Annotated in this window: 19 protein-coding genes and 1 tRNA gene; 11 read left to right on the top strand and 9 right to left on the bottom strand. The window is 64.6% G+C overall.

Annotated features, from left to right (window positions below):
- Positions 1-47: 47 nt before the first annotated feature.
- Together GD628_RS10275 and GD628_RS10280 are read right to left on the bottom strand one after the other, a co-directional pair.
- A complete protein-coding gene (locus GD628_RS10275) occupies positions 48-938 on the bottom strand; it encodes an Fpg/Nei family DNA glycosylase (RefSeq protein WP_091604180.1) in 891 nt (296 codons plus the stop codon).
- A complete protein-coding gene (locus GD628_RS10280; RefSeq protein ID WP_152274659.1) occupies positions 938-1,414 on the bottom strand; it encodes a ribose-5-phosphate isomerase in 477 nt (158 codons plus the stop codon). The genes GD628_RS10275 and GD628_RS10280 overlap by 1 nt, the downstream gene beginning before the upstream one ends.
- Before the next feature lie 226 nt (positions 1,415-1,640).
- Here GD628_RS10280 and GD628_RS10285 point away from each other — a divergent pair, with 226 nt between their 5' ends.
- The 5 genes from GD628_RS10285 (at position 1,641) to GD628_RS10305 (ending at position 8,219) form a co-directional block, all read left to right on the top strand.
- A complete protein-coding gene (locus tag GD628_RS10285; protein WP_152274660.1) occupies positions 1,641-3,788 on the top strand; it encodes a zinc-dependent metalloprotease family protein in 2,148 nt (715 codons plus the stop codon).
- Between the two features lie 132 nt (positions 3,789-3,920).
- A complete protein-coding gene (gene pepN, locus GD628_RS10290) occupies positions 3,921-6,473 on the top strand; it encodes an aminopeptidase N (RefSeq protein ID WP_152274708.1) in 2,553 nt (850 codons plus the stop codon).
- Between the two features lie 85 nt (positions 6,474-6,558).
- On the top strand, positions 6,559-7,026 hold the full coding sequence (locus GD628_RS10295) for an OsmC family protein (protein ID WP_152274661.1): 468 nt from the start codon (positions 6,559-6,561) through the stop codon (positions 7,024-7,026).
- An 87-nt stretch (positions 7,027-7,113) separates the two neighbouring features.
- On the top strand, positions 7,114-7,776 hold the full coding sequence (locus GD628_RS10300) for a mechanosensitive ion channel family protein (protein ID WP_226802484.1): 663 nt from the start codon (positions 7,114-7,116) through the stop codon (positions 7,774-7,776).
- Entirely contained in the window at positions 7,773-8,219 is a 447-nt protein-coding gene (locus GD628_RS10305; RefSeq protein WP_091604164.1) for a globin, read from the top strand. Before GD628_RS10300 ends, GD628_RS10305 begins: the two co-directional genes overlap by 4 nt.
- On the opposite strand, the gene GD628_RS10310 is transcribed toward GD628_RS10305, so the two are convergent.
- Both GD628_RS10310 and GD628_RS10315 read right to left on the bottom strand, forming a co-directional pair.
- Positions 8,216-8,878: a DUF8185 domain-containing protein gene (locus GD628_RS10310; RefSeq protein ID WP_152274662.1), complete on the bottom strand. Its 663-nt coding sequence runs from the start codon at positions 8,876-8,878 to the stop codon at positions 8,216-8,218. The genes GD628_RS10305 and GD628_RS10310 overlap by 4 nt on opposite strands.
- Positions 8,875-9,360 carry an acyl-CoA thioesterase gene (locus GD628_RS10315; protein WP_152274663.1) on the bottom strand — a complete coding sequence of 162 codons (486 nt, stop codon included), beginning with the start codon at positions 9,358-9,360 and terminating at the stop codon, positions 8,875-8,877. The genes GD628_RS10310 and GD628_RS10315 overlap by 4 nt, the downstream gene beginning before the upstream one ends.
- Before the next feature lie 202 nt (positions 9,361-9,562).
- Here GD628_RS10315 and GD628_RS10320 point away from each other — a divergent pair, with 202 nt between their 5' ends.
- Positions 9,563-10,456: an acyl-CoA thioesterase gene (locus GD628_RS10320; RefSeq protein WP_152274664.1), complete on the top strand. Its 894-nt coding sequence runs from the start codon at positions 9,563-9,565 to the stop codon at positions 10,454-10,456.
- Between the two features lie 82 nt (positions 10,457-10,538).
- On the opposite strand, the gene ettA is transcribed toward GD628_RS10320, so the two are convergent.
- The 4 genes from ettA to GD628_RS10340 form a co-directional block, all read right to left on the bottom strand.
- On the bottom strand, positions 10,539-12,221 hold the full coding sequence (gene ettA, locus GD628_RS10325; protein WP_091604150.1) for an energy-dependent translational throttle protein EttA: 1,683 nt from the start codon (positions 12,219-12,221) through the stop codon (positions 10,539-10,541).
- Positions 12,222-12,323: 102 nt separating this feature from the next.
- A complete protein-coding gene (locus GD628_RS10330) occupies positions 12,324-12,791 on the bottom strand; it encodes a DUF6993 domain-containing protein (RefSeq protein ID WP_152274665.1) in 468 nt (155 codons plus the stop codon).
- A gap of 23 nt (positions 12,792-12,814) precedes the next feature.
- Positions 12,815-13,381 carry a single-stranded DNA-binding protein gene (locus GD628_RS10335; protein ID WP_152274666.1) on the bottom strand — a complete coding sequence of 189 codons (567 nt, stop codon included), beginning with the start codon at positions 13,379-13,381 and terminating at the stop codon, positions 12,815-12,817.
- 215 nt (positions 13,382-13,596) lie between these two features.
- Positions 13,597-13,672, bottom strand: a tRNA-Arg gene (locus GD628_RS10340).
- Between the two features lie 211 nt (positions 13,673-13,883).
- Between GD628_RS10340 and GD628_RS10345 the strand changes: the two genes are divergently transcribed.
- The 5 genes from GD628_RS10345 to GD628_RS10365 all read left to right on the top strand — a co-directional run bounded on the left by GD628_RS10345 (position 13,884) and on the right by GD628_RS10365 (position 17,657).
- Positions 13,884-14,714: a DUF4397 domain-containing protein gene (locus GD628_RS10345; RefSeq protein ID WP_152274667.1), complete on the top strand. Its 831-nt coding sequence runs from the start codon at positions 13,884-13,886 to the stop codon at positions 14,712-14,714.
- A 151-nt stretch (positions 14,715-14,865) separates the two neighbouring features.
- Complete coding sequence (locus tag GD628_RS10350; protein ID WP_226802485.1) at positions 14,866-15,537, top strand: class F sortase; 672 nt, start codon at positions 14,866-14,868, stop codon at positions 15,535-15,537.
- A gap of 68 nt (positions 15,538-15,605) precedes the next feature.
- Positions 15,606-16,175 (top strand): RNA polymerase sigma factor, encoded by a 570-nt coding sequence (locus tag GD628_RS10355; RefSeq protein WP_152274668.1) that lies wholly within the window; start codon positions 15,606-15,608, stop codon positions 16,173-16,175.
- Positions 16,156-16,920 carry an anti-sigma factor gene (locus tag GD628_RS10360; RefSeq protein ID WP_152274669.1) on the top strand — a complete coding sequence of 255 codons (765 nt, stop codon included), beginning with the start codon at positions 16,156-16,158 and terminating at the stop codon, positions 16,918-16,920. Before GD628_RS10355 ends, GD628_RS10360 begins: the two co-directional genes overlap by 20 nt.
- On the top strand, positions 16,917-17,657 hold the full coding sequence (locus GD628_RS10365; protein ID WP_152274670.1) for a M50 family metallopeptidase: 741 nt from the start codon (positions 16,917-16,919) through the stop codon (positions 17,655-17,657). Before GD628_RS10360 ends, GD628_RS10365 begins: the two co-directional genes overlap by 4 nt.
- A gap of 35 nt (positions 17,658-17,692) precedes the next feature.
- Here the strand turns inward: GD628_RS10365 and GD628_RS10370 are convergent, their stop codons facing one another.
- Positions 17,693-18,166 (bottom strand): DUF3224 domain-containing protein, encoded by a 474-nt coding sequence (locus GD628_RS10370; RefSeq protein WP_091604130.1) that lies wholly within the window; start codon positions 18,164-18,166, stop codon positions 17,693-17,695.
- Between the last annotated feature and the right edge of the window lie 46 nt (positions 18,167-18,212).

An 18,212-nucleotide genomic window follows, 5' to 3' on the forward strand; every position in this document is an offset into this window, starting at 1 on the left:
TTACCGGAGGTGGACCGGGGGCCTTTTTCGTGCCCGCCGAGGCCTGGTTAACCGGCCTGGCAAAAAGGGCACCAGTAGAGTTTGCGCGCCGCCATCTCCGTCAGGGCAATGTCCGTGCCGCAGATCCGGCACGGCAGGCCCTGGCGCTTGTACACGTAATGGGCCTCCGAGACCGGAACCGGCTCAGCCTGGTCACTCCGGTCCCCGGGAAGGGTCGTCACAATGCGGCCCTGCGCAACGCCGTCGGCCATGACATCGACGATGTCGTTCCAGAGTGCGTGCGCCTGTTCCGGCTGCACGGACCTTCCCGTCGTCCACGGAGAGATGCGCTGCCGGAAAAGCACCTCGGCCCGGTAGACGTTGCCCACCCCCGCCAGGACTTCCTGGTTCATCAGCAGCGCAGCTATGGGCGACCCTCGGCTGGCTAGACGACGGGCGAAGTCCTCGGCACCGTCCTTGGCCTGCTGCAGCGGATCAGGACCCAGCCGTTGCAGCACCACGTGCCGTTCCGCGTCCGTTATGACTTCGCACGCCGTCGGCCCGCGCAGGTCCGCCCAGCCATGGGGCGAGACCAGGCGCACCCGGACGGCCCCCTTGGGCGGTGGCGGACCGGTGTAGGTGCCCAAGCCGCCGTCGTCCGGGGCTTCCTGCTCCCCCACCCGGCGCGGGGCACCAATGCTTGAGGCGCCGCGGAAAGACTCATCCCCGCCGAAATCGAAGGCACCGTACAGCCCCAGATGGATCCGCAGGAACAGGTCGTTGTCGAACTCGAGGAAGAGCTGCTTGCCGTGCGCCTGCGCTCCGGTCAGGACATGACCGTCCAGCCGCGCGGCGCCGGCCGCGAAACGGCCCTGGGGGCTGGAAACCTGCAGCGCCTGCCCGGCGAACACCGAAGTGAACTGCCGGGCAAGGCGGTGGATCGAATGCCCTTCAGGCATTAGTGCGCTGCGATGGTGCCGTTGGCTTCAAATTCGGCGATCTGCGCGATCCGGCGAACGTGACGCTCGGCTCGGCTGAAGGGTTCGGCAAGGAACGCCTCGATGATTTCAGTTGCCTCAGGCAGTGAATGCTGCCGTCCGCCGACAGCGACGACGTTCGCGTCATTGTGCTGGCGTGCCAGACGGGCGGTGTCCAGATTCCAGGCCAGGGCGGCACGGATGCCGTGGACCTTGTTCGCGGCGATCTGCTCGCCGTTGCCGGAGCCGCCCAGGACAATGCCCAAGGCTTCGATCCCGGCCTCCTGGTCGGCCACCACGGCCTTTGCGGCGTCGATGCAGAAGCCGGGGTAGTCGTCCTCGGCGTCGTACTCCTTGGGCCCGTGGTCTACGACGTCGTAGCCCGCGGCTGCAAGGTGTTCCTGGAGGTGGGCGCTGAGTTCAAGTCCGGCGTGGTCGGTGGCGATGTGGACGCGCATGATTTCCGTTCATAGATATAGGTTTGTTTCAACTGCCGGCTTTAGCTTAACTTTTTTGGCACTCCAGCCCCCAAACGTGTAACGCTAACCGCACGTCTGCCGATACCAGAGAGTGCAAGTGGTTTCGCTGGGAACGAGTCTCGTCCGTCGGCAGGTCCGGCATTGGAGGTTCCCGGCGGAACCACGTCCACTGCCCCGCGCCGTTTAGCTATGCAAGGATTCACCATTGAAAACCGGAAAACTCGCCCTTCTGGCAACGCTGACCGGGGCCCTGGTCTTTGGCGGACTGACGCCTGCAGGGGCGGTAGACAGGGAACCCGTCCCTCTGCCGTCCATGTCAGAACAGTCTCCAGAAACGGCGCTCGTTAGCCCCGAAGAAGGGGGATCGCCATCGGACATGGCTACGGTTGCGCCTTCCCCCGCAATCACCGACCCGGAGCCGGAAACCAGCGAATCGGCGCTGCCTCCAAGCGCCCCTGTTTCTCCCAGCCCGGAAGACCCTGACGGTTCCGACGATGATGCAGACGATGGCTACGAATACGTTCCAGTGGGCGAAGGGCATGTAGTTCCAGGGCCCGATACTCCTCTCATAACCGAACCTGATGGCAGCGTACGTTCCGCCGTCGAGACCGAGCACGAAGACGTGGACCCGATGCTGGCCAGAGGCGGTGCAGCCAGCATGCTTGGAGCGCAGTCTCGGGCAGGCAACATCCGGGTCACCCTCGTACGGGCAACGATTCCCGGCTATGGCACCCCGGTCGACCTGTCTGCTGCCCGGAACGCAGTCGCATCCTCCAGCGCCTACTGGCAGACGATGTCCAACGGCCGTTTGTCGATGTCAGTGGCCAGCGAAAAGGTGCACTACTCCTCGTCCGTAAGCGCCAGCGATGACTACTCAACCATGATGAACAAGCTTGCACGTGAGCTGAAATGGGTAGACAACCCGTACACGGCTCTGGTCGTCTTTGTACCGACCGCTGACCTGCGTTCGGGAGGATTCGGTGGGATTCTCGGCGGGGGCTGGACTGTGGGCGGCACATCGGGTCGGATCTTGATGCCTAAGCCTTCGAACTTCACGGACAACGTGGTGACCCACGAGTTTGGTCACCTTCTGGGTCTCCTACATGCCAATAGTCTCCAGTGCTCCAACGGACGTTCCGACGTCGCCGGCGGTTCGAACGGCCGATGGGTTGATGGAGCCTGTTCAAGTCGAGAGTACGGCGATACAACCGACCTCATGGGTTCGGCGCAGTATTACCATCCAGTGATTAATTCTTACTTCTGGGAGGCTGGAGGATTCGGTCGCGGTAACGAAATCCGAAAGGTAGGGGCAGTCCGCTCGCCCCAGACTTATACGCTGACCCCCTGGGGCGGCACAGCGTCCAACCGTGCCGTCAAGTTCAACGACCCGATTTCCGGAGACGCCTACTATCTGGAGCTCCGTCAACCGGTTGGTTACGACGCGCACCTTTCCTGGGGCAGCGCAGGCAACCGCGGGGTAAAAATCGTCAAAGCCGACGCGGCGAACTCCTGGGCGGTAAATTCCCTAGTCATTCCGCCCTCCACCAAACCCTTCCAGGGCTATTACAACAACAACCATGCGTGGCAGCAGGGCCAGACTTTCACGACCCACACCGGCACAGCAGTTAGGATCAATTCGGTCTCGGGATCGTCCGCTTCGGTGACAATCACCCCTGGACGTATTCCCGCTTCTTTGTATTTCGATTCGGGGGCCGCGTCATATTTCGGCAGCCCAGACGACGAATTCCTCAGCTGCGACTGGAACGGTGACGGTATTGCCGAGCCCGTCACCTTCAGCCGAGGCATCTGGCAGATGAGCTCCGGCCTCACCAACAACTCAGTGGCTCTGCGTTTCCATTTCGGTGATCCGGGCGATCAGCCCATCTGCGGAGACTGGGACGGGGACGGAATCGACACGGTTGGTGTCTACCGCAACGGTGTTGCGTACTTGAAGAACTCCAATAGCAGCGGCATGGGCGACGGCGTCGTCGTCTTCGGTGCCAAAGGCGATAGGGCAATTGTCGGAGACTGGAACGGCGACCGGTACGACACCCTTGGCGTTGCCCGCGGAGAGGGTGCCGCGAAGCGCTTCTACCTCACAAACAGCAATATCCGGGCAACCACAGACGGCGCATTCCTCTTCGGCAACGCGACGGACATTCCAGTGGCCGGCGACTGGAACGGTGACGGGTTCAGCACAGTCGGCGTCAAACGGGGCAACGCCTGGTTCCTGACTGACAGTAATATCCGCCCCCTGGCGACTCAGTCCTTCCGGTACGGAAATCCTCAGGATGCTCCGATGACCGGTGAGTGGCTGAGCGGACGGGCCACCGGCGTGGGAGTTGCGCGGTAGCGGTTGCCTTCCCCACTTGGCAGAACGGCCCCAAGTGAGAGATTGTTGCAATTGTTACTTTTGACGCCGGTGCCCTGGACACAAGGGCACCGGCGCTCTATCTCTCCTTCGAAAGGCTCTTCCTTGCCAGGTATGAATCTCACCCGCGCTGAAGCGCGTGAACGGGCGGAACTGATCAGTGTCGACTCCTACGACATCAATCTGGACCTGACCCGCGGCGACGAAGTCTTCGGCAGCACCACCGTAGTGCGCTTTGCCGCAACGCCGGGAGCCTCCACCTTCATCGACGCCGTCACCGCCAAAGTGCACCGCGTCACCCTCAACGGCGTCGGCCTGGACCCGGAGGAAGTCTCCGACGGCGTCCGCATCCAGCTGCCGAACCTGGCCGCCAGCAACGAACTCGTCGTGGAAGCCGATGCGCTTTACATGAACACCGGCGAAGGCCTGCACCGCTTCGTGGATCCGGTGGACAACGAGGTTTACCTCTACTCCCAGTTCGAGGTTCCGGATTCCCGCCGGATGTTCGCCGTATTCGAGCAGCCGGACCTGAAGGCCGCCTTCCGCTTTACGGTCACGGCGCCAGAGCACTGGGACGTCATCTCCAACTCCCCCACGCCCGAGCCCATCCGTGCCAGCGCGGAGGATGCAGAGACGCCCGCGGCGACCTGGTCCTTCGAACCCACACCGCGGATCTCTTCCTACATCACGGCCCTGATTGCAGGTCCGTACCAGTCCGTCCGTTCCGAGCTCACCAGCTCAGACGGCCGCACCATTCCGCTGGGCGTCTTTGCCCGCAAGTCCCTCATGGAGTACCTCGACGCCGAGAACATCTTTGAACTCACCCGCCAGGGCTTCGAGTTCTATGAGGCCCAGTTCGGCACGCCGTACCCGTTCGAGAAGTACGACCAGCTCTTCGTGCCCGAGTTCAATGCCGGCGCCATGGAGAACGCCGGCGCCGTGACGTTCCTGGAGAGCTATGTTTTCCGTGGCCGTGTCCCGGATGCAACCGTAGAGCGCCGCGCCATCACCGTCCTGCACGAGCTGGCCCACATGTGGTTCGGAGACCTTGTCACCATGCGCTGGTGGAACGACCTCTGGCTGAACGAATCCTTCGCCGAGTTCATGTCTGCCCTTGCAGCCGCCGAAGCCACCGAGTTCAAGCAGGCCTGGACCACGTTCGCATCCATGGAGAAGGCCTGGGCCTACCGCCAGGACCAGCTCCCCACCACACACCCGATCGTCGCTGAGATCCGCGACCTGGAAGACGTCCAGGTCAATTTCGACGGCATCACCTATGCAAAGGGCGCTTCGGTCCTCAAGCAGCTGGTGGCCTGGGTGGGCCAGGACAAGTTCATGCAGGGCGTGCGCGAATACTTCGGGAAGCATTCCTGGGGCAACACCGAACTCACCGACCTGCTTTCCGAACTCGAAGCTGCCAGCGGCCGCGACCTGGGCGAGTGGTCAGCCCAGTGGCTGGAGACTGCCGGAGTCAACACGCTTCGTCCCGTCATTGAAACGAACGACGACGGCGTCATCACCTCGTTCGCTGTCGCCCAGTCTGCGGTGGCCGAGTACCCGACGCTGCGCCCGCACCGCCTGGCCATTGGTTTCTACACCACGGCAGATGACGGACGGCTGCGCCGTGCCCACCGGGTGGAGCTGGACGTCGACGGAGAACTTACCCAGGTTCCCGAGCTGGCAGGCCAGCAGCGCCCGGACCTGATCCTGCTGAATGACGACGACCTGGCCTACGCCAAGATCCGCCTCGACGACGCTTCCTGGCACCTGGCCACCCGGCGCCTGCGTGACATCGCCGAGTCACTGCCGCGCACCCTCGTGTGGGCGTCGGCGTGGGACGCTACCCGTGACGGCGAAATCCCTGCACGGAACTATGTTGAACTGGTGCTGCAGAACATTGCCTCAGAATCGGATTCGTCGGTAGTGCAGGTCCTGCTGCGCCAGCTGGCTACGACGCTGGCTTTCTACGTGGCACCCCAGGACCGCGAACCGATGACGGCCGCTGCTGCTGACAGCCTCTGGGACCTTGCCCGGGCAGCTGCACCTGGCTCAGACTCCCAGCTCCAGTTCGTCAAGGCCTTCGCCGCCCACGCCCAGACCCCGGACCAGCTAGACGCGGTCGCGGCCCTGCTCTCCGGTGACCTGGTCCTGGAGGACCTGGAAGTCGGCTCCGACCTGCGCTGGGAACTGCTGACCGCGCTGGTGGCCGGTGGCCGGATGGGCGAGGCTGAGATCGCAGCCGAACTGGAACGCGACGCAACGGCCACCGGCCAGCTCGCCGCTGCCGGCGCCCGGGCAGCGCTGCCCTCAGCCGAAGCCAAGGCCGCGGCCTGGGACGCGATTGTGGTCCGATCGGACCTGCCCAACGCTGCACAGCGGGCAGCCATCGGCGGTTTCAGCCGAGTCCACGACACCGCCCTGCTGGAGCCGTACTCCCAGCGCTACTTCGACTCCCTGCGTGAGGTCTGGGCTTCGCGGACCCACGAAATCGCCCAGCAGATAGTTGTGGGGCTCTACCCGGCACGGCTCACTACCCAGGAAACCGTCGACCGCACCGACGCCTTCCTGGACTCGCTCGGGGATGAGGCACCTGCGCTGCGCCGGCTGCTGCTGGAAAACCGCGACGGCGTCGTCCGGGCGCTCAAGGCCCAGGCGGCTGACCGCTAGCAGACTGGTCCTCCAGCCCGCCGTATTCGTGCCGGATTCCGGTCCCAGCTCATGGGATGGGGATCCGGCACGGTAGCTTAAAGCTGTGAACCTCTCTGAACACCGTTACGGCGTCAGCCTCGAATGGACCGGGAACCGCGGCACAGGCACGCAGACCTACCGGGGCTACGGCCGGGACCATGTGCTCCGCGCCCCGGGCCTGCCGGACCTGCCCGGCACTGCGGACCCCACGTTCCACGGCGACCGGGACCGCTGGAATCCGGAGCAGCTGCTGCTCTCCGCACTCGCCCAGTGCCACATGCTTTCCTACCTCCACGTGGCCGTGAAAAACGGCATCAGCGTCATCTCCTACCAGGACGACGCAGAGGGAACGCTGCGGCTGAACCGGGATGGAAGCGGCGAATTCACCTCCGTGCTGCTGCGTCCCGAAGTCCACATCTCAGAGGGTTCCCCGGAACTGGCCACTTCCCTGCATGAGGAAGCTCACCGCCTGTGTTTTATTGCCCGCAGCGTCAACTTTCCGGTGGAGCACGAGGCCCGGACGATCGGCTGACCAGGCTGCCGGAGAACGTTCCGCGAGCGGTTCGGCAGTAGGCTAGGTAAGGACCCCTCCCCCTATACCTAAGGACACCCAGCACCTGTGCAGCTAACGGCAACGACTGACACTCCGGGCATTGAAGTGAGCGAGTTCGATTTCAGCGGACTCCTGGAAGGCGGGATCATCGTCCTCGCCGCCTTGATTCTCTGGCTGGTGGCCCGCTTCCTCATTGCAAAGGTAGTAGCCCGCGCCCAAAAAGGCTCCACCCTCCTGCAGTCCCAGCGACTGCGCTGGGCCCAGCCGGTGATGCGCAACCTGGACAATAAGCGGCGGGCACAGCGCGCGGACACCATCGGCGCCCTGCTGCGCAGCTCCGTGAGCGTAGCCATTTGGACCGTGGCGGTCATCATGGTACTGGGCGCCATTGGTATCAACGTTGCGCCGCTGATCGCCAGTGTAGGCATTGTGGGCATCGCCCTGGGCTTCGGTGCCCGGGAAGTCATCCGCGATGCCCTGGCCGGTTTCTTCATCAGCATTGAAGACCAGTACGGGATTGGCGACGTCATAGAGGTGGGAACCATAACCGGCACCGTCCAGTCCGTAGGCATTCGCATCACCCGCCTGGTCGATGAACGCGGTGTTGTCTGGTACATCCGCAACGGAGAGCTCGCCATGGTCGGCAACCGTTCCCAGGGCACCTACGTCCCGCCGCGCGAACCCGCCGCAGCAACCTCGCTGGCCGCACAGGAAGAAGACAGCAAATGACCGAGCCGTCCCGTCCCGGGCCGTCACTGCCGCTGTCGGCAGCCGCCTCCGGTACCGGTTTCAGCACCCCCGCCTACAACTTTTACGAGGCTGTGGGCGGCCATGACACGTTCGTGAAGCTCGTTGATGTGTTCTACGACGGCGTCGCTGAGGACCCGCTGATGCGGCCAATGTATCCGGAAGAAGACCTGGGGCCGGCCAAGGAGCGGCTCCTGCTGTTCCTTGAGCAGTACTGGGGCGGACCCAAGACCTATGGGGAACTGCGGGGCCACCCGCGCCTGCGGATGCGACACATGCCGTTTGAGGTCACCCCGGCAGCGAGGGACGCATGGCTGCGCCACATGCGCGACGCCGTCGACTCCCTCTCACTCGCACCGCTGCATGAGGCAACGCTCTGGGACTACCTTGAGCGCGCCGCGCACTCGATGGTCAACTCGGCTTAGAACAGGACCGACGGCGGACGCACCAGCACGTGTCCCGTGCTGGTGCTCAGCCGCTGCCACCGCCCGTTGCTGAAAAGCGTGGCCGTCCCCGTGCTCGGCAGGAACCCGAGAGTCAGGGCCGCGAACGCAGCCCCCGCGGGAAGCTGGGCGTGAAGTCCGGCGACCGGCTCACTCCAGATCGGCACCCGGACGTTGCTGATCATCGCAGCGCCGGGGTTCTCCGGAATGCGTGCCGCTACCTCTTTGATGCCGCGGTGCGCCGCCTGCTCAAGCAGTGTCACGTCTACGTCCTCCCCCCGCTCCCATCCTGCACGGGGTGCACTGATTCCGGCCCAGTTTTCGGAGACGGTCACGGGCGGCACCGGCAGCTCAGTGCCGCCGTCGTCCAGCCTGGCCAGCCGGTCCGCCACAGCGGACAGCTGCACCGTCGTATCCAGCGCAGCGGGTACCGCCAGCGGCATCGCCCGCATACCGATCACCGTGGGCATCGGCTCGCCCAGCACCCGGGGACGCAGGACACAGACATACGCAGCCAGGACCCCGCCGACCGCCTGCAGCCGGACAGCGCCGTCGTCAGCGCTGCGGGCACGGGAGACAAAGTTGCGCAGGTCCGCAGTTACCTGGGGATCGGCGAGAATGAGGCTGGGTGTTTCGGTCATCCGGCAACCCCCGCTGCTGCACGCCGGAACGGCACGTCGCCGCCGGACCATCCTGCGAGGATCTCCCGCTGCCGTTCAGTAAGCGGTACCGGGCGGCCGCTCTCGCGTTCGACCATCACCATGGCCGCTTCTGCCACGGCGTACACGGTTCCGCTGTCATCATCGGTCAGCCGGAAGCCGTAGGAGAAGCTGGACCGGCCCAGGGCGCTCACCCAGATCTCGATCCACACCGGATCCGGACGGTAGAGCAGCGGCGTGAAGTACTCGATCTCCTGCCGCGCCACCAGCGTGCTGCCTGCCTCACGGGTCACGGAACGGAAGGTTTCGGGTTCTTCGCCGGCGCTTCCGGAACCAGGCAGCGGGACCAGGGACAGGCGGACCCGTGCCTCTTCCAGGAACTGGACGTAGCGGACGTTGTTGACGTGGCCGTTTGAATCCTCGTCGCCGAAGCGCAGCTGGATGGGAAAGCGGTTGACAGGCATACACCCCATCTTCGCAGGAGAACCGTTCCTGACGCGAAAGCCCGCCCACCGGTGCCCGGCGGATGTGACGTTCCTCTGGCACGGCCCGCGCCGGGGCTGAAATGTTGGGGCTAGCCTGCGGGTACGTCTAATCTCGAAATTGGTTCGCAGCCCAACTGCAAACCGTGCTTGATGCATCCCGCCCGCTAGGAGACAGACCCACATGGCACCGAACTTTGACCCCACTGCAGCACTGATCGATCTACTTGATCTCAGCGACGCCGGAGGGGCTAAGACTGACGAGGACATCTTCGTCGGCGGCTCCCAGCACGAACCGCGCAAGAGGGTCTTCGGCGGCCAGGTCCTGGGCCAGTCCCTGGTCGCAGCCGCCCGCACTGTTTCCGCCGACCGGTTGATGCACTCCATGCACGGTTACTTCCTGCGCCCGGGGGACACTGAGGTCCCCATCACCTTCGGAGTCGAACGGCTGCGAGACGGCCGTTCGTTCTCGGCACGGCGGACGCACGCGTACCAAAACGGCGTGCCGATCCTTTCCCTGATTGCCTCATTCCAGATTCCGGATTCCGGCCTGGACCACCAGGAGCCCATGCCGGAAGGCATCCCTGATCCCGAGTCGCTGCCGACCACGGCAGAACTGCTTTCCGGGTTCGACCACCCGGTGGCCAAGGCATGGTCCTACTACCGGCCCATGGACATCCGCCACGTTTCCCAGCCGGTTTATTTCCAGGCGGACCCTGAGCGGACTGCACGCAACGCGGTTTGGATGAAGACCTTCGGTCCCATGCCTGATGACCAGAACCTCCACCGGGCGGCGCTGGCCTACGCCACCGACTACACCATCCTGGAACCGGTCCTGCGCCGGCACGGGATTTCCTGGGCCACACGGGGAATGTCCGTCGCCAGCCTGGACCACGCCATGTGGTGGCACCGGCCGCTGCGCGTGGACGAGTGGCTGCTCTACGTCCAGGAGTCCCCCAGCGCCTCCGGCGCCCGCGGCCTGTCCACGGGACGCATCTTCAACCGGAACGGTGAGCTTGTTGCCACCATTGCCCAGGAAGGGATGCTGCGCCTGCCGGATCTGACCGCAGCCGGCTAGCCCGCCCGTCCCCGCACACGAAAAAGCGCCCTGCCGAATGGCAGGGCGCTTTCTCGTGTGACCAGCGGCCGGGAACCCCGGACTAGTCGCGGGTCAGGCGGCGGTGCGTGACCCGGTGCGGCTTCGCCGCATCAGGTCCCAGGCGTTCAACCTTATTCTGCTCGTAGGCCTCGAAGTTGCCTTCGAACCAGTACCAGTTCGAGGGGTTCTCGTCAGTGCCTTCCCACGCGAGGATGTGCGTGGCGACCCGGTCCAGGAACCAGCGGTCGTGCGAGACCACAACGGCGCAGCCGGGGAATTCAAGCAGCGCGTTCTCCAGGCTGGACAGGGTCTCAACATCAAGGTCGTTAGTAGGCTCATCGAGCAGCAGAAGGTTTCCGCCCTGCTTAAGGGTCATGGCGAGGTTCAGGCGGTTGCGCTCACCACCGGAGAGCACCCCGGCTTTCTTCTGCTGATCCGGACCCTTGAATCCGAAGGCGGACACGTAGGCGCGGGACGGCATTTCAACCTGCCCAACCTGGATGAAATCATGTCCGTCGGAGACGACTTCCCACAGGGTCTTGTTCGGGTCAATTCCGCCGCGGGACTGGTCAACGTAGGAAATCTTGACCGACTCGCCGATCTTCAGCTCGCCGCCGTCCAGCGGTTCGAGCCCGACGATGGTCTTGAACAGCGTGGACTTGCCGACGCCGTTCGGGCCGATCACGCCAACGATGCCGTTGCGGGGAAGGGAGAAGGACAGCCCGTCGATGAGCTTGCGGTCGCCGAAGCCCTTCTCAAGGTCCTTCGCCTCAAGGACCAGGGAACCGAGCCGCGGGCCCGGCGGGATCTGGATTTCCTCGAAGTCCAGTTTCCGGGTGCGTTCTGCCTCGGCTGCCATTTCCTCGTAGCGGGCAAGACGTGCCTTGGACTTGGTCTGGCGGCCTTTGGCATTTGACCGGACCCAGTCGAGTTCATCGGCGAGGCGCTTGGCCAGTTTCTGGTCCTTCTTGCCCTGTACCTCCAGGCGGGCACGCTTCTTCTCGAGGTAGGTCGAGTAGTTGCCTTCGTAGGGGTACAGGTGCCCGCGGTCCACTTCGGCAATCCACTCGGCTACGTGGTCGAGGAAGTAACGGTCGTGGGTAACGGCCAGTACTGCGCCGTGGTACGAGGACAGGTGCTGTTCCAGCCAGAGGACACTTTCGGCGTCAAGGTGGTTGGTGGGCTCATCGAGCAGCAGCAGGTCCGGCTTCTGCAGCAGGAGCTTGCAGAGCGCAACCCGGCGGCGCTCACCGCCGGAGAGTACGGTTACGTCGGCGTCCGGCGGCGGGCAGCGCAGTGCATCCATCGCCTGCTCCAGCTGGGAGTCGATGTCCCATGCGTCGGCTGCGTCGATCGCTTCCTGCAGCTTGCCCATTTCTTCGAGCAGCGCATCGAAATCCGCATCCGGCTGGGCCATCTCTTCGGAGATCTCGTTGAAACGCTGGATCTTCGCGTAGATCTCCCCGACGCCTTCCTGGACGTTGCCCAGGACAGTTTTCTCTTCGTTCAGGGGCGGCTCCTGTAGGAGGATGCCGACGGTGTATCCGGGGCTTAGTCTGGCTTCGCCGTTGGACGGGGTGTCCAGGCCTGCCATGATCTTCAGGATGGTGGACTTACCGGCACCGTTTGGCCCCACCACGCCGATCTTGGCGCCGGGGTAGAAGGACATACTTACGTCGTCGAGGATAACCTTGTCACCAACGGCCTTTCGGGCCTTGGTCATTGTGTAGATAAATTCCGCCATGCTCTCAGGCTAGTGCGTAGACGCCATTATGTGCCATTTTCGGCAGTACCGGCGAGCAACCGGGTTTACCCGCTCCGGGTCCGGACCGGAATTAGCAGTCTCCTAGCGGTCGTCACCCAGCAGACATTGGCCATTGGTGAGTGCGGGCGCGGTGCTCATGGCGAGTTTCCCGTCTCGGATTTCTCCGATCAGGCATTCCGTTCCGTCCGGTGCCGCGGAGACGATGGCGTCCACGGCCAAACCAGTTGGGGTGCCGTCCTGCGACACCTCTACTTCTTCGGTGCTGAATCCCGCGCTGACCCAGGCAGCGCGCACGGCTTCACGGGACGGTTCGGGACTCTCCGCGACCAGTTTGGCGAGGGCCGTCTGGGCGGTTTGGGACCGGCCCTCCGGAGATGGCCCATGTGCTGCCGTCTCCGTATTTGCGGAGGTATCTGCGGAGGTATCCGCCGGCAGGGCAGGGCTGCTGTCCGCACCGGTACAGCCGGTCAGGACCGCCACCAGCAGTGCCGCCGCAGCCAGCCCTGCCCGCCGGCACGGTTGTACGTTGAATCCCTCCGCTGCCATCATGCTGACATTGTGCCATGCAGAGGTCAGTATGCCGCGGGCTCCGGTTCGGCCGTCCGGGCGTCGTCGAAGTCCTCTCCGAGGCCCGCCATGCCGCTTCCTGCGAATTCTGCCTCTGCACCGAGCAGCTCGCCAGTCGAAGGGTCAACATCGGCCTCGAATGAGCCGTCGCTCCCTTCACGCGGTTCTGCAAGCGCGGATCCGTCGCCTGCGCTGCGCAGCGGTGCCCTTTCCGCACTGTTGCGACGGAAGTTGGCAGTTCCCCACATGAGGTCGTGTCCGACTGAATCGGCATCGATGTCTACTGTTGTTCCGCTGCGTCCGGCGTCTGTGGCCCACTGCCGCACCCGGAGCCTCCCCGTGACGATTACCCGGTCCCCCTTGTGGATACTCACACCGGCATTTGTGGCCAGCTGCCGGAACATGGACACCGAATACCAGTTGGTGTGGCCGTCCTGCCACAGTCCTGTTTCCCGGTCGAAGCGGCGTTCTGTGGTGCACATCCGAAAGCCGGCAATCGCCAGCCCGCTGTCTGCCGTAGTGGTGCGGACCTCCGTTGCCACGAAACCCCGGAGGGTGATGTTGTCCGTCATCGCTCTGCCCTTCTGCTGCCGTTCGGTGCCGGCGGTTGGCCGGTTTCCCCAGTCTGGCCGCACCGAGCGGGACCAGGATTGGCTTCAACTCCAACGGTGGACAGGAGGGACGCGGTGCCTGACCGGGTACGTCTGTGGAGGAGAAGACGCGAGTCGGAGGCGGACCCCGGCACGCAAAAGCCTCCAGGCACACCGGTCCTGGAGGCTTCAGCGATTGGTGCCCCCGGCGCGACTCGAACGCGCAACCTACGGATTAGAAGGCCGTTGCTCTATCCATTGAGCTACGGAGGCAGACCAATAGATGATACTACGCACCGCCCGGCGACCCCCGCACCGGCATACCGGTTGCGGCCTGCGTGAACTGTCAGCCAGGGGCGGGGAAAAGTTTCCGGAAAAAAATCCATACATCTGCATCCAAACCACGGGGCCCGGAAGTAAAGGAGGTGTAGGCCACAAAGAGCCAGGGGCACAGCACCCGGCACCGAACCCAAGAGGAGAAGCCATGCGCAAGACCACCACACTTTTCGCAGCAGCAGGACTCGCCGCCGCAGCAGGACTGGCCGCCGCACCCGCAGCCTCGGCAGCGGATGAGGCCCAGCTCTCCGTCTTCCATGCAGTCCCGGATACGACTGTGGACGTGTACGTCAATGGTGAACTGACTCTCGACGACTTCACACCCGGCAGCATGGCAGGGCCGCTCTCGCTTCCCGCGGGCAGCTATGAACTGGCCATCACCGCTCCGGATGCCGCTGATGCGTCTGCACCGATCATCGGCCCGGTAACGGCAGACCTGACCGCCGGCGGGAACTTCACGGCAGTAGCCAACCTCACTGCGGACGGAACCCCGACTGCCAACCTCTACACGAACGACACCTCCACCCTCGAGGCAGGAAAAGCGGGCCTGACTGTCCGCCATGTAGCGGCTGCCCCGGCGGTTGATGTGTTGGCAAACGGCTCGCCGGTCATCAGCAACCTCGCCAACCCCGACGAGAAGACCCTCTCCGTAGATCCCGGAACGATTTCCGCTTCTGTCGCTGCAGCAGGAACCACCGAACCGGTAATCGGCCCCGCAGACCTGACGCTGCCCGAAGGCGTTCACACGATCGTCTATGCCTGGGGCTCACTGGACGCCGGTAACCTTGCCCTGGCAACCCAGACCATCGAAGGCATGGAAACCGCTCCGAACGCAGTTCCGGGCGCCCTGCCCGCTGCCCAGGACAACAACGGCGGCATCATGCTCGCGGCCGCCGGCGGCCTGACCCTGATGGTCCTGGCCGGCACCGCGGTTGCTGCCCGCCGCCGGAGCGCTGTAAGCGCAACCTCCGCGGAGTAGTCTCCGCGGGGCGTGTACTGCCGCCCTTACGAAGGTGCAGTGCGGCCGGCGGTCCGGCCGCACTGCACCTTCCGGCTTCCCGCTTTCCTCCCCGGCACCGGCCAGGCACCGGTCAGGCACCGGGGAACCGCAACACTCGAAAGGCTCCAACATGCACCAACCCGGACGCTCCCGCGGATACCTCGCTGCATGGCTGGCAGCCGGAGCACTGGCCCTGGGTTCCTGCGCTTCCGTTCCTGCCGCCAACGAGCCGGCCGAAACCGCCACCAGCGCAGGGCCGGCACAGCAGCAGTCCCCCGGCCCCGGCGCGGCCGTCGCTCCCGAGAGCTCTTCCGGAATCCCCATCCGCCAGGCCACGCCCGCGCCGGCCGAAACCATCCCGGCACCGGTCAGGGTCCAGGTAGAGGGCACCGGAATCGACCTCGAGGTCGTACCGGTGGGCGTCGAGGACAACGGGGCCATGACGATCCCCAACAACCACGTCCAGGCCGGATGGTACAAATACGGCCCGGCACCGGGTTCCGACGCCGGGTCCTCCGTCCTGGCGGCCCATGTTGACTCCCGGACGGAGGTCCTGCCCATCGCCGGACTCAAGGACATCACCCCGGGGACACGGGTCACGGTGACGCGTGAAGACGGCTCACAGGTCGTCTACCAGACCCAGCAGGTCGAGAACATAGCCAAGCGGTCCCTCGACGGACACCGCCTCTTCGACCGGACAGGAGACCATCTGCTCAAGCTGGTTACCTGCGGGGGAAAGTGGCTCGACACGGAGAATGACTATGAGGATAACGTTGTGCTCACGGCGACACCGGTATCATAGGGAAAATCGGCACGCGCACCCTCAGGATCGCGGCCCCTACAAAGGCTTACGGCAGGAGAACCGCCCCGATGTCATCCGGTGTCCCCGAGCTCGACGACGGCCTGGACCGGGCCTTCGCCGCAGGTGAGGAGGCAGCACTTGCCGAGGCTTACCGCCGCTTTGCGCCGCTGGTCCGGACCATGTCCCTCCGCCGCCTTATAGATACTGACGCGGCAGACGACGCCGTCCAGGAAGTTTTCATCCGAGCCTGGAGGTATCGGGAGACCTACTCCCCCGAGCGCTCCACCCTTGCGGCTTGGCTCATCGGTATTGCGCGAAACGTATCAGCGACCATGACATCCTCAAGGCTGCGCGAGGAAGATGTATTGGAGGGTGCGGCAGCAGCCGGTGAGCGTGCCGGGAGCGGCGGCCCTGATCCGGAGGGCGTCGCCGATAAAGTCGTCCTGGATGCCGAACTCACCCGCCTGGGCGAACCCCAGCACTCGATTTTGAGGCTCGCCTTCCACGAGGACCTGACACACCAGCAGATCTCGGAGCAGCTCAGCCTGCCGCTGGGAACTGTCAAAAGCCACATACGGCGGGGACTCATGCAACTGCGGCAGCGATTGGAGGTAAGCGATGCAGCACCTGCACGATGATGCATTGGCCCTCCTGGCACTCGGTGAGGAGCCTACGGCCGAAGAAACCGCACACCTGGCCCACTGTGAACAGTGTGCAGGAGAGATCAGCGCCTACGGCCGCGTGGTCAAGGCAGGGCGAAGCCCGGTTGAGGCCGGGTCCGTCCCGCCGCCTGCCGTCTGGGCAGGCATCCACGCAGCTCTTGGACTGGACCCCTCGCTTCGGAGAGACCCGCTGGAAGACCAGCAGGCGGACCGCACCCCCCGTCAGGACACTGACAGCTCATCCCGCCCGGCAGAAACGGCACCTCCGGTCTCACTGGCCGACGAACGGCGCAAACGCCGCGGTACAAAGTGGTTCGCTGCGGCAGCTGCCGCCGTCGTGGTAACCGGAGCGGCCACCTGGGGCATCGTCCGCGGGTTCGAGCCGCAGCCGGAGGTCCTTGCCTCGGTTTCGCTGGAACCGCTGCCCTCGTACAGCGACGAGGGAACCGCAACCGTGGATCTGCTGCCTGACGGCGAACGCGAACTGGTCATCACGTCGAGCAGCAGTGATGCTGACGGCTACCGTGAAGTCTGGCTGATTTCCCCCGACATCACCTCCATGGTCAGCCTCGGGGAGATGGAAGGGACCGAAGCCCGCCTCAAGATTCCGGATGGTCTTGACCTCAGTGCGTATCCGATCGTGGATATCTCCGACGAGCCCCACGACGGGAATCCGGAGCACTCGGGTAAGTCCATCCTGCGGGGCCAGCTGGAGCTTTGAGCTGGGCCGCTGACTTCTGGAACAAACTCACCGACGGATTCACCCGAGCGGAGGGCCTGGACACCCAACCCTGGCTCCTGCTGCCGGTTGCTGCTGCTGCGGTCATCCTGTCCATTCCGGCGCAGACCTGGCGCTGGTTTGGACTCTTCGTCACATTCGTCCACGAACTGGGGCATGCCTTCGCAGCCCTGACTGCCGGGCATCGCATCACCGGCATCGAATTGAGGTTCGATCATTCGGGACAGATGCGCAGCCTCGGGCGAACCCGCTTCGGCGCCGTCTGGGCGGGCTTCTGGGGTTATCCCGTTCCAGCGCTCACCGGCCTTGCCCTTCTCTGGGCAGCCACCACCGGCTGGGCTTCGGCCGTGCTGTCCGCCGGTGTCCTGGTGCTGGTGGCGGCCCTGGTCTTCATCCGCAATCTGCAGGGAGCGGCCATCGCGCTGGGCTGTGCCGCCGTCGCTGTCCTGCTGCTGTGGTTTGTGCCGCCGAGCGGGACAGCCTACGTCACGGCTGCGCTCGGAATAGCGCTCCTCGTCGGAGCGGTGCGCGACTGGCTGAACCTGCTCAGTGTCCACACCCGGCGACGGAGTGCGCTGCAGTCCTCGGACGCTTGGATCCTCGCCCAGCGTTCGAGCGTTCCGTCCGCCGTGTGGCTTGTGCTGTTCGCTGCCGTAATCGCGGCCTGCGCCTCAGCGGCAGTATGGCTGCTGATTCCCGGCATGCTCCCGGTGAACTGAGCGCCGGCAGCTGGAGCGCGGCGTTCGGCAGGGAACTACAGTGCGTCCGCAGGCCGGTCTTCCGATGGCTCCGACGGCTGCGGACCGTTGGTGTCAGGGGCGTCCGGGAAGGAGACCCTCAGTTCAAGGCGGTGCTGTCCGTCCTCGGTCTGGGAGAAAACCGCCTTGCCGGAAATGCCGGCCAGGCCCGCCGTCCCGGATCCGGGAATGATGTGGCCGGAAGAGGCCGTTGCTTCGCCCTCGGCCAGTCCCCAGTGCTGGATCACCATGGTGCCCTCGCGTCCCTCGACGCTGCCGGCAAACACCTCACTCCCCACGTACCCGGCCCCGGTGGCGTTCCCCGCCAGCAGGAGGTCGGAAACGCTGGTGCCGGAGATTGGCCCTTCAAAGATCTTCACCGCACGAACGGTGGAGAGTTCGCTGTTGGTTCCCTCCACCACGTAGGGAGTCGGTTCCCAGGAGGAAACGTCAAAATCGGCAGTGATCGAATGTTCTGTTCGGTCGGACATGCCTACAGTATTCCGTGTTCGGCTGCCGATTGCATGCCGCCCACGC

The sequence above is a fragment of the Arthrobacter koreensis genome, from assembly GCF_009193255.1.
GTDB classification, from domain to species: Bacteria; Actinomycetota; Actinomycetes; order Actinomycetales; family Micrococcaceae; genus Arthrobacter_B; species Arthrobacter_B koreensis.

Excerpts from the sequence above, each read along its gene's own strand:
- ettA (WP_091604150.1), bottom strand. The coding sequence starts at position 12,221 with ATGGCGGAATTTATCTACACAATGACCAAGGCCCGAAAGGCCGTTGGT.
- GD628_RS10345 (WP_152274667.1), top strand. The coding sequence starts at position 13,884 with ATGCGCAAGACCACCACACTTTTCGCAGCAGCAGGACTCGCCGCCGCA.
- GD628_RS10275 (WP_091604180.1), bottom strand. The coding sequence starts at position 938 with ATGCCTGAAGGGCATTCGATCCACCGCCTTGCCCGGCAGTTCACTTCG.
- GD628_RS10335 (WP_152274666.1), bottom strand. The coding sequence starts at position 13,381 with ATGACGGACAACATCACCCTCCGGGGTTTCGTGGCAACGGAGGTCCGC.
- GD628_RS10355 (WP_152274668.1), top strand. The coding sequence starts at position 15,606 with ATGTCATCCGGTGTCCCCGAGCTCGACGACGGCCTGGACCGGGCCTTC.
- GD628_RS10350 (WP_226802485.1), top strand. The coding sequence starts at position 14,866 with ATGCACCAACCCGGACGCTCCCGCGGATACCTCGCTGCATGGCTGGCA.
- GD628_RS10330 (WP_152274665.1), bottom strand. The coding sequence starts at position 12,791 with ATGATGGCAGCGGAGGGATTCAACGTACAACCGTGCCGGCGGGCAGGG.
- GD628_RS10360 (WP_152274669.1), top strand. The coding sequence starts at position 16,156 with ATGCAGCACCTGCACGATGATGCATTGGCCCTCCTGGCACTCGGTGAG.
- GD628_RS10315 (WP_152274663.1), bottom strand. The coding sequence starts at position 9,360 with ATGCCTGTCAACCGCTTTCCCATCCAGCTGCGCTTCGGCGACGAGGAT.
- GD628_RS10305 (WP_091604164.1), top strand. The coding sequence starts at position 7,773 with ATGACCGAGCCGTCCCGTCCCGGGCCGTCACTGCCGCTGTCGGCAGCC.
- GD628_RS10370 (WP_091604130.1), bottom strand. The coding sequence starts at position 18,166 with ATGTCCGACCGAACAGAACATTCGATCACTGCCGATTTTGACGTTTCC.
- GD628_RS10310 (WP_152274662.1), bottom strand. The coding sequence starts at position 8,878 with ATGACCGAAACACCCAGCCTCATTCTCGCCGATCCCCAGGTAACTGCG.
- GD628_RS10280 (WP_152274659.1), bottom strand. The coding sequence starts at position 1,414 with ATGCGCGTCCACATCGCCACCGACCACGCCGGACTTGAACTCAGCGCC.
- GD628_RS10320 (WP_152274664.1), top strand. The coding sequence starts at position 9,563 with ATGGCACCGAACTTTGACCCCACTGCAGCACTGATCGATCTACTTGAT.
- pepN (WP_152274708.1), top strand. The coding sequence starts at position 3,921 with ATGAATCTCACCCGCGCTGAAGCGCGTGAACGGGCGGAACTGATCAGT.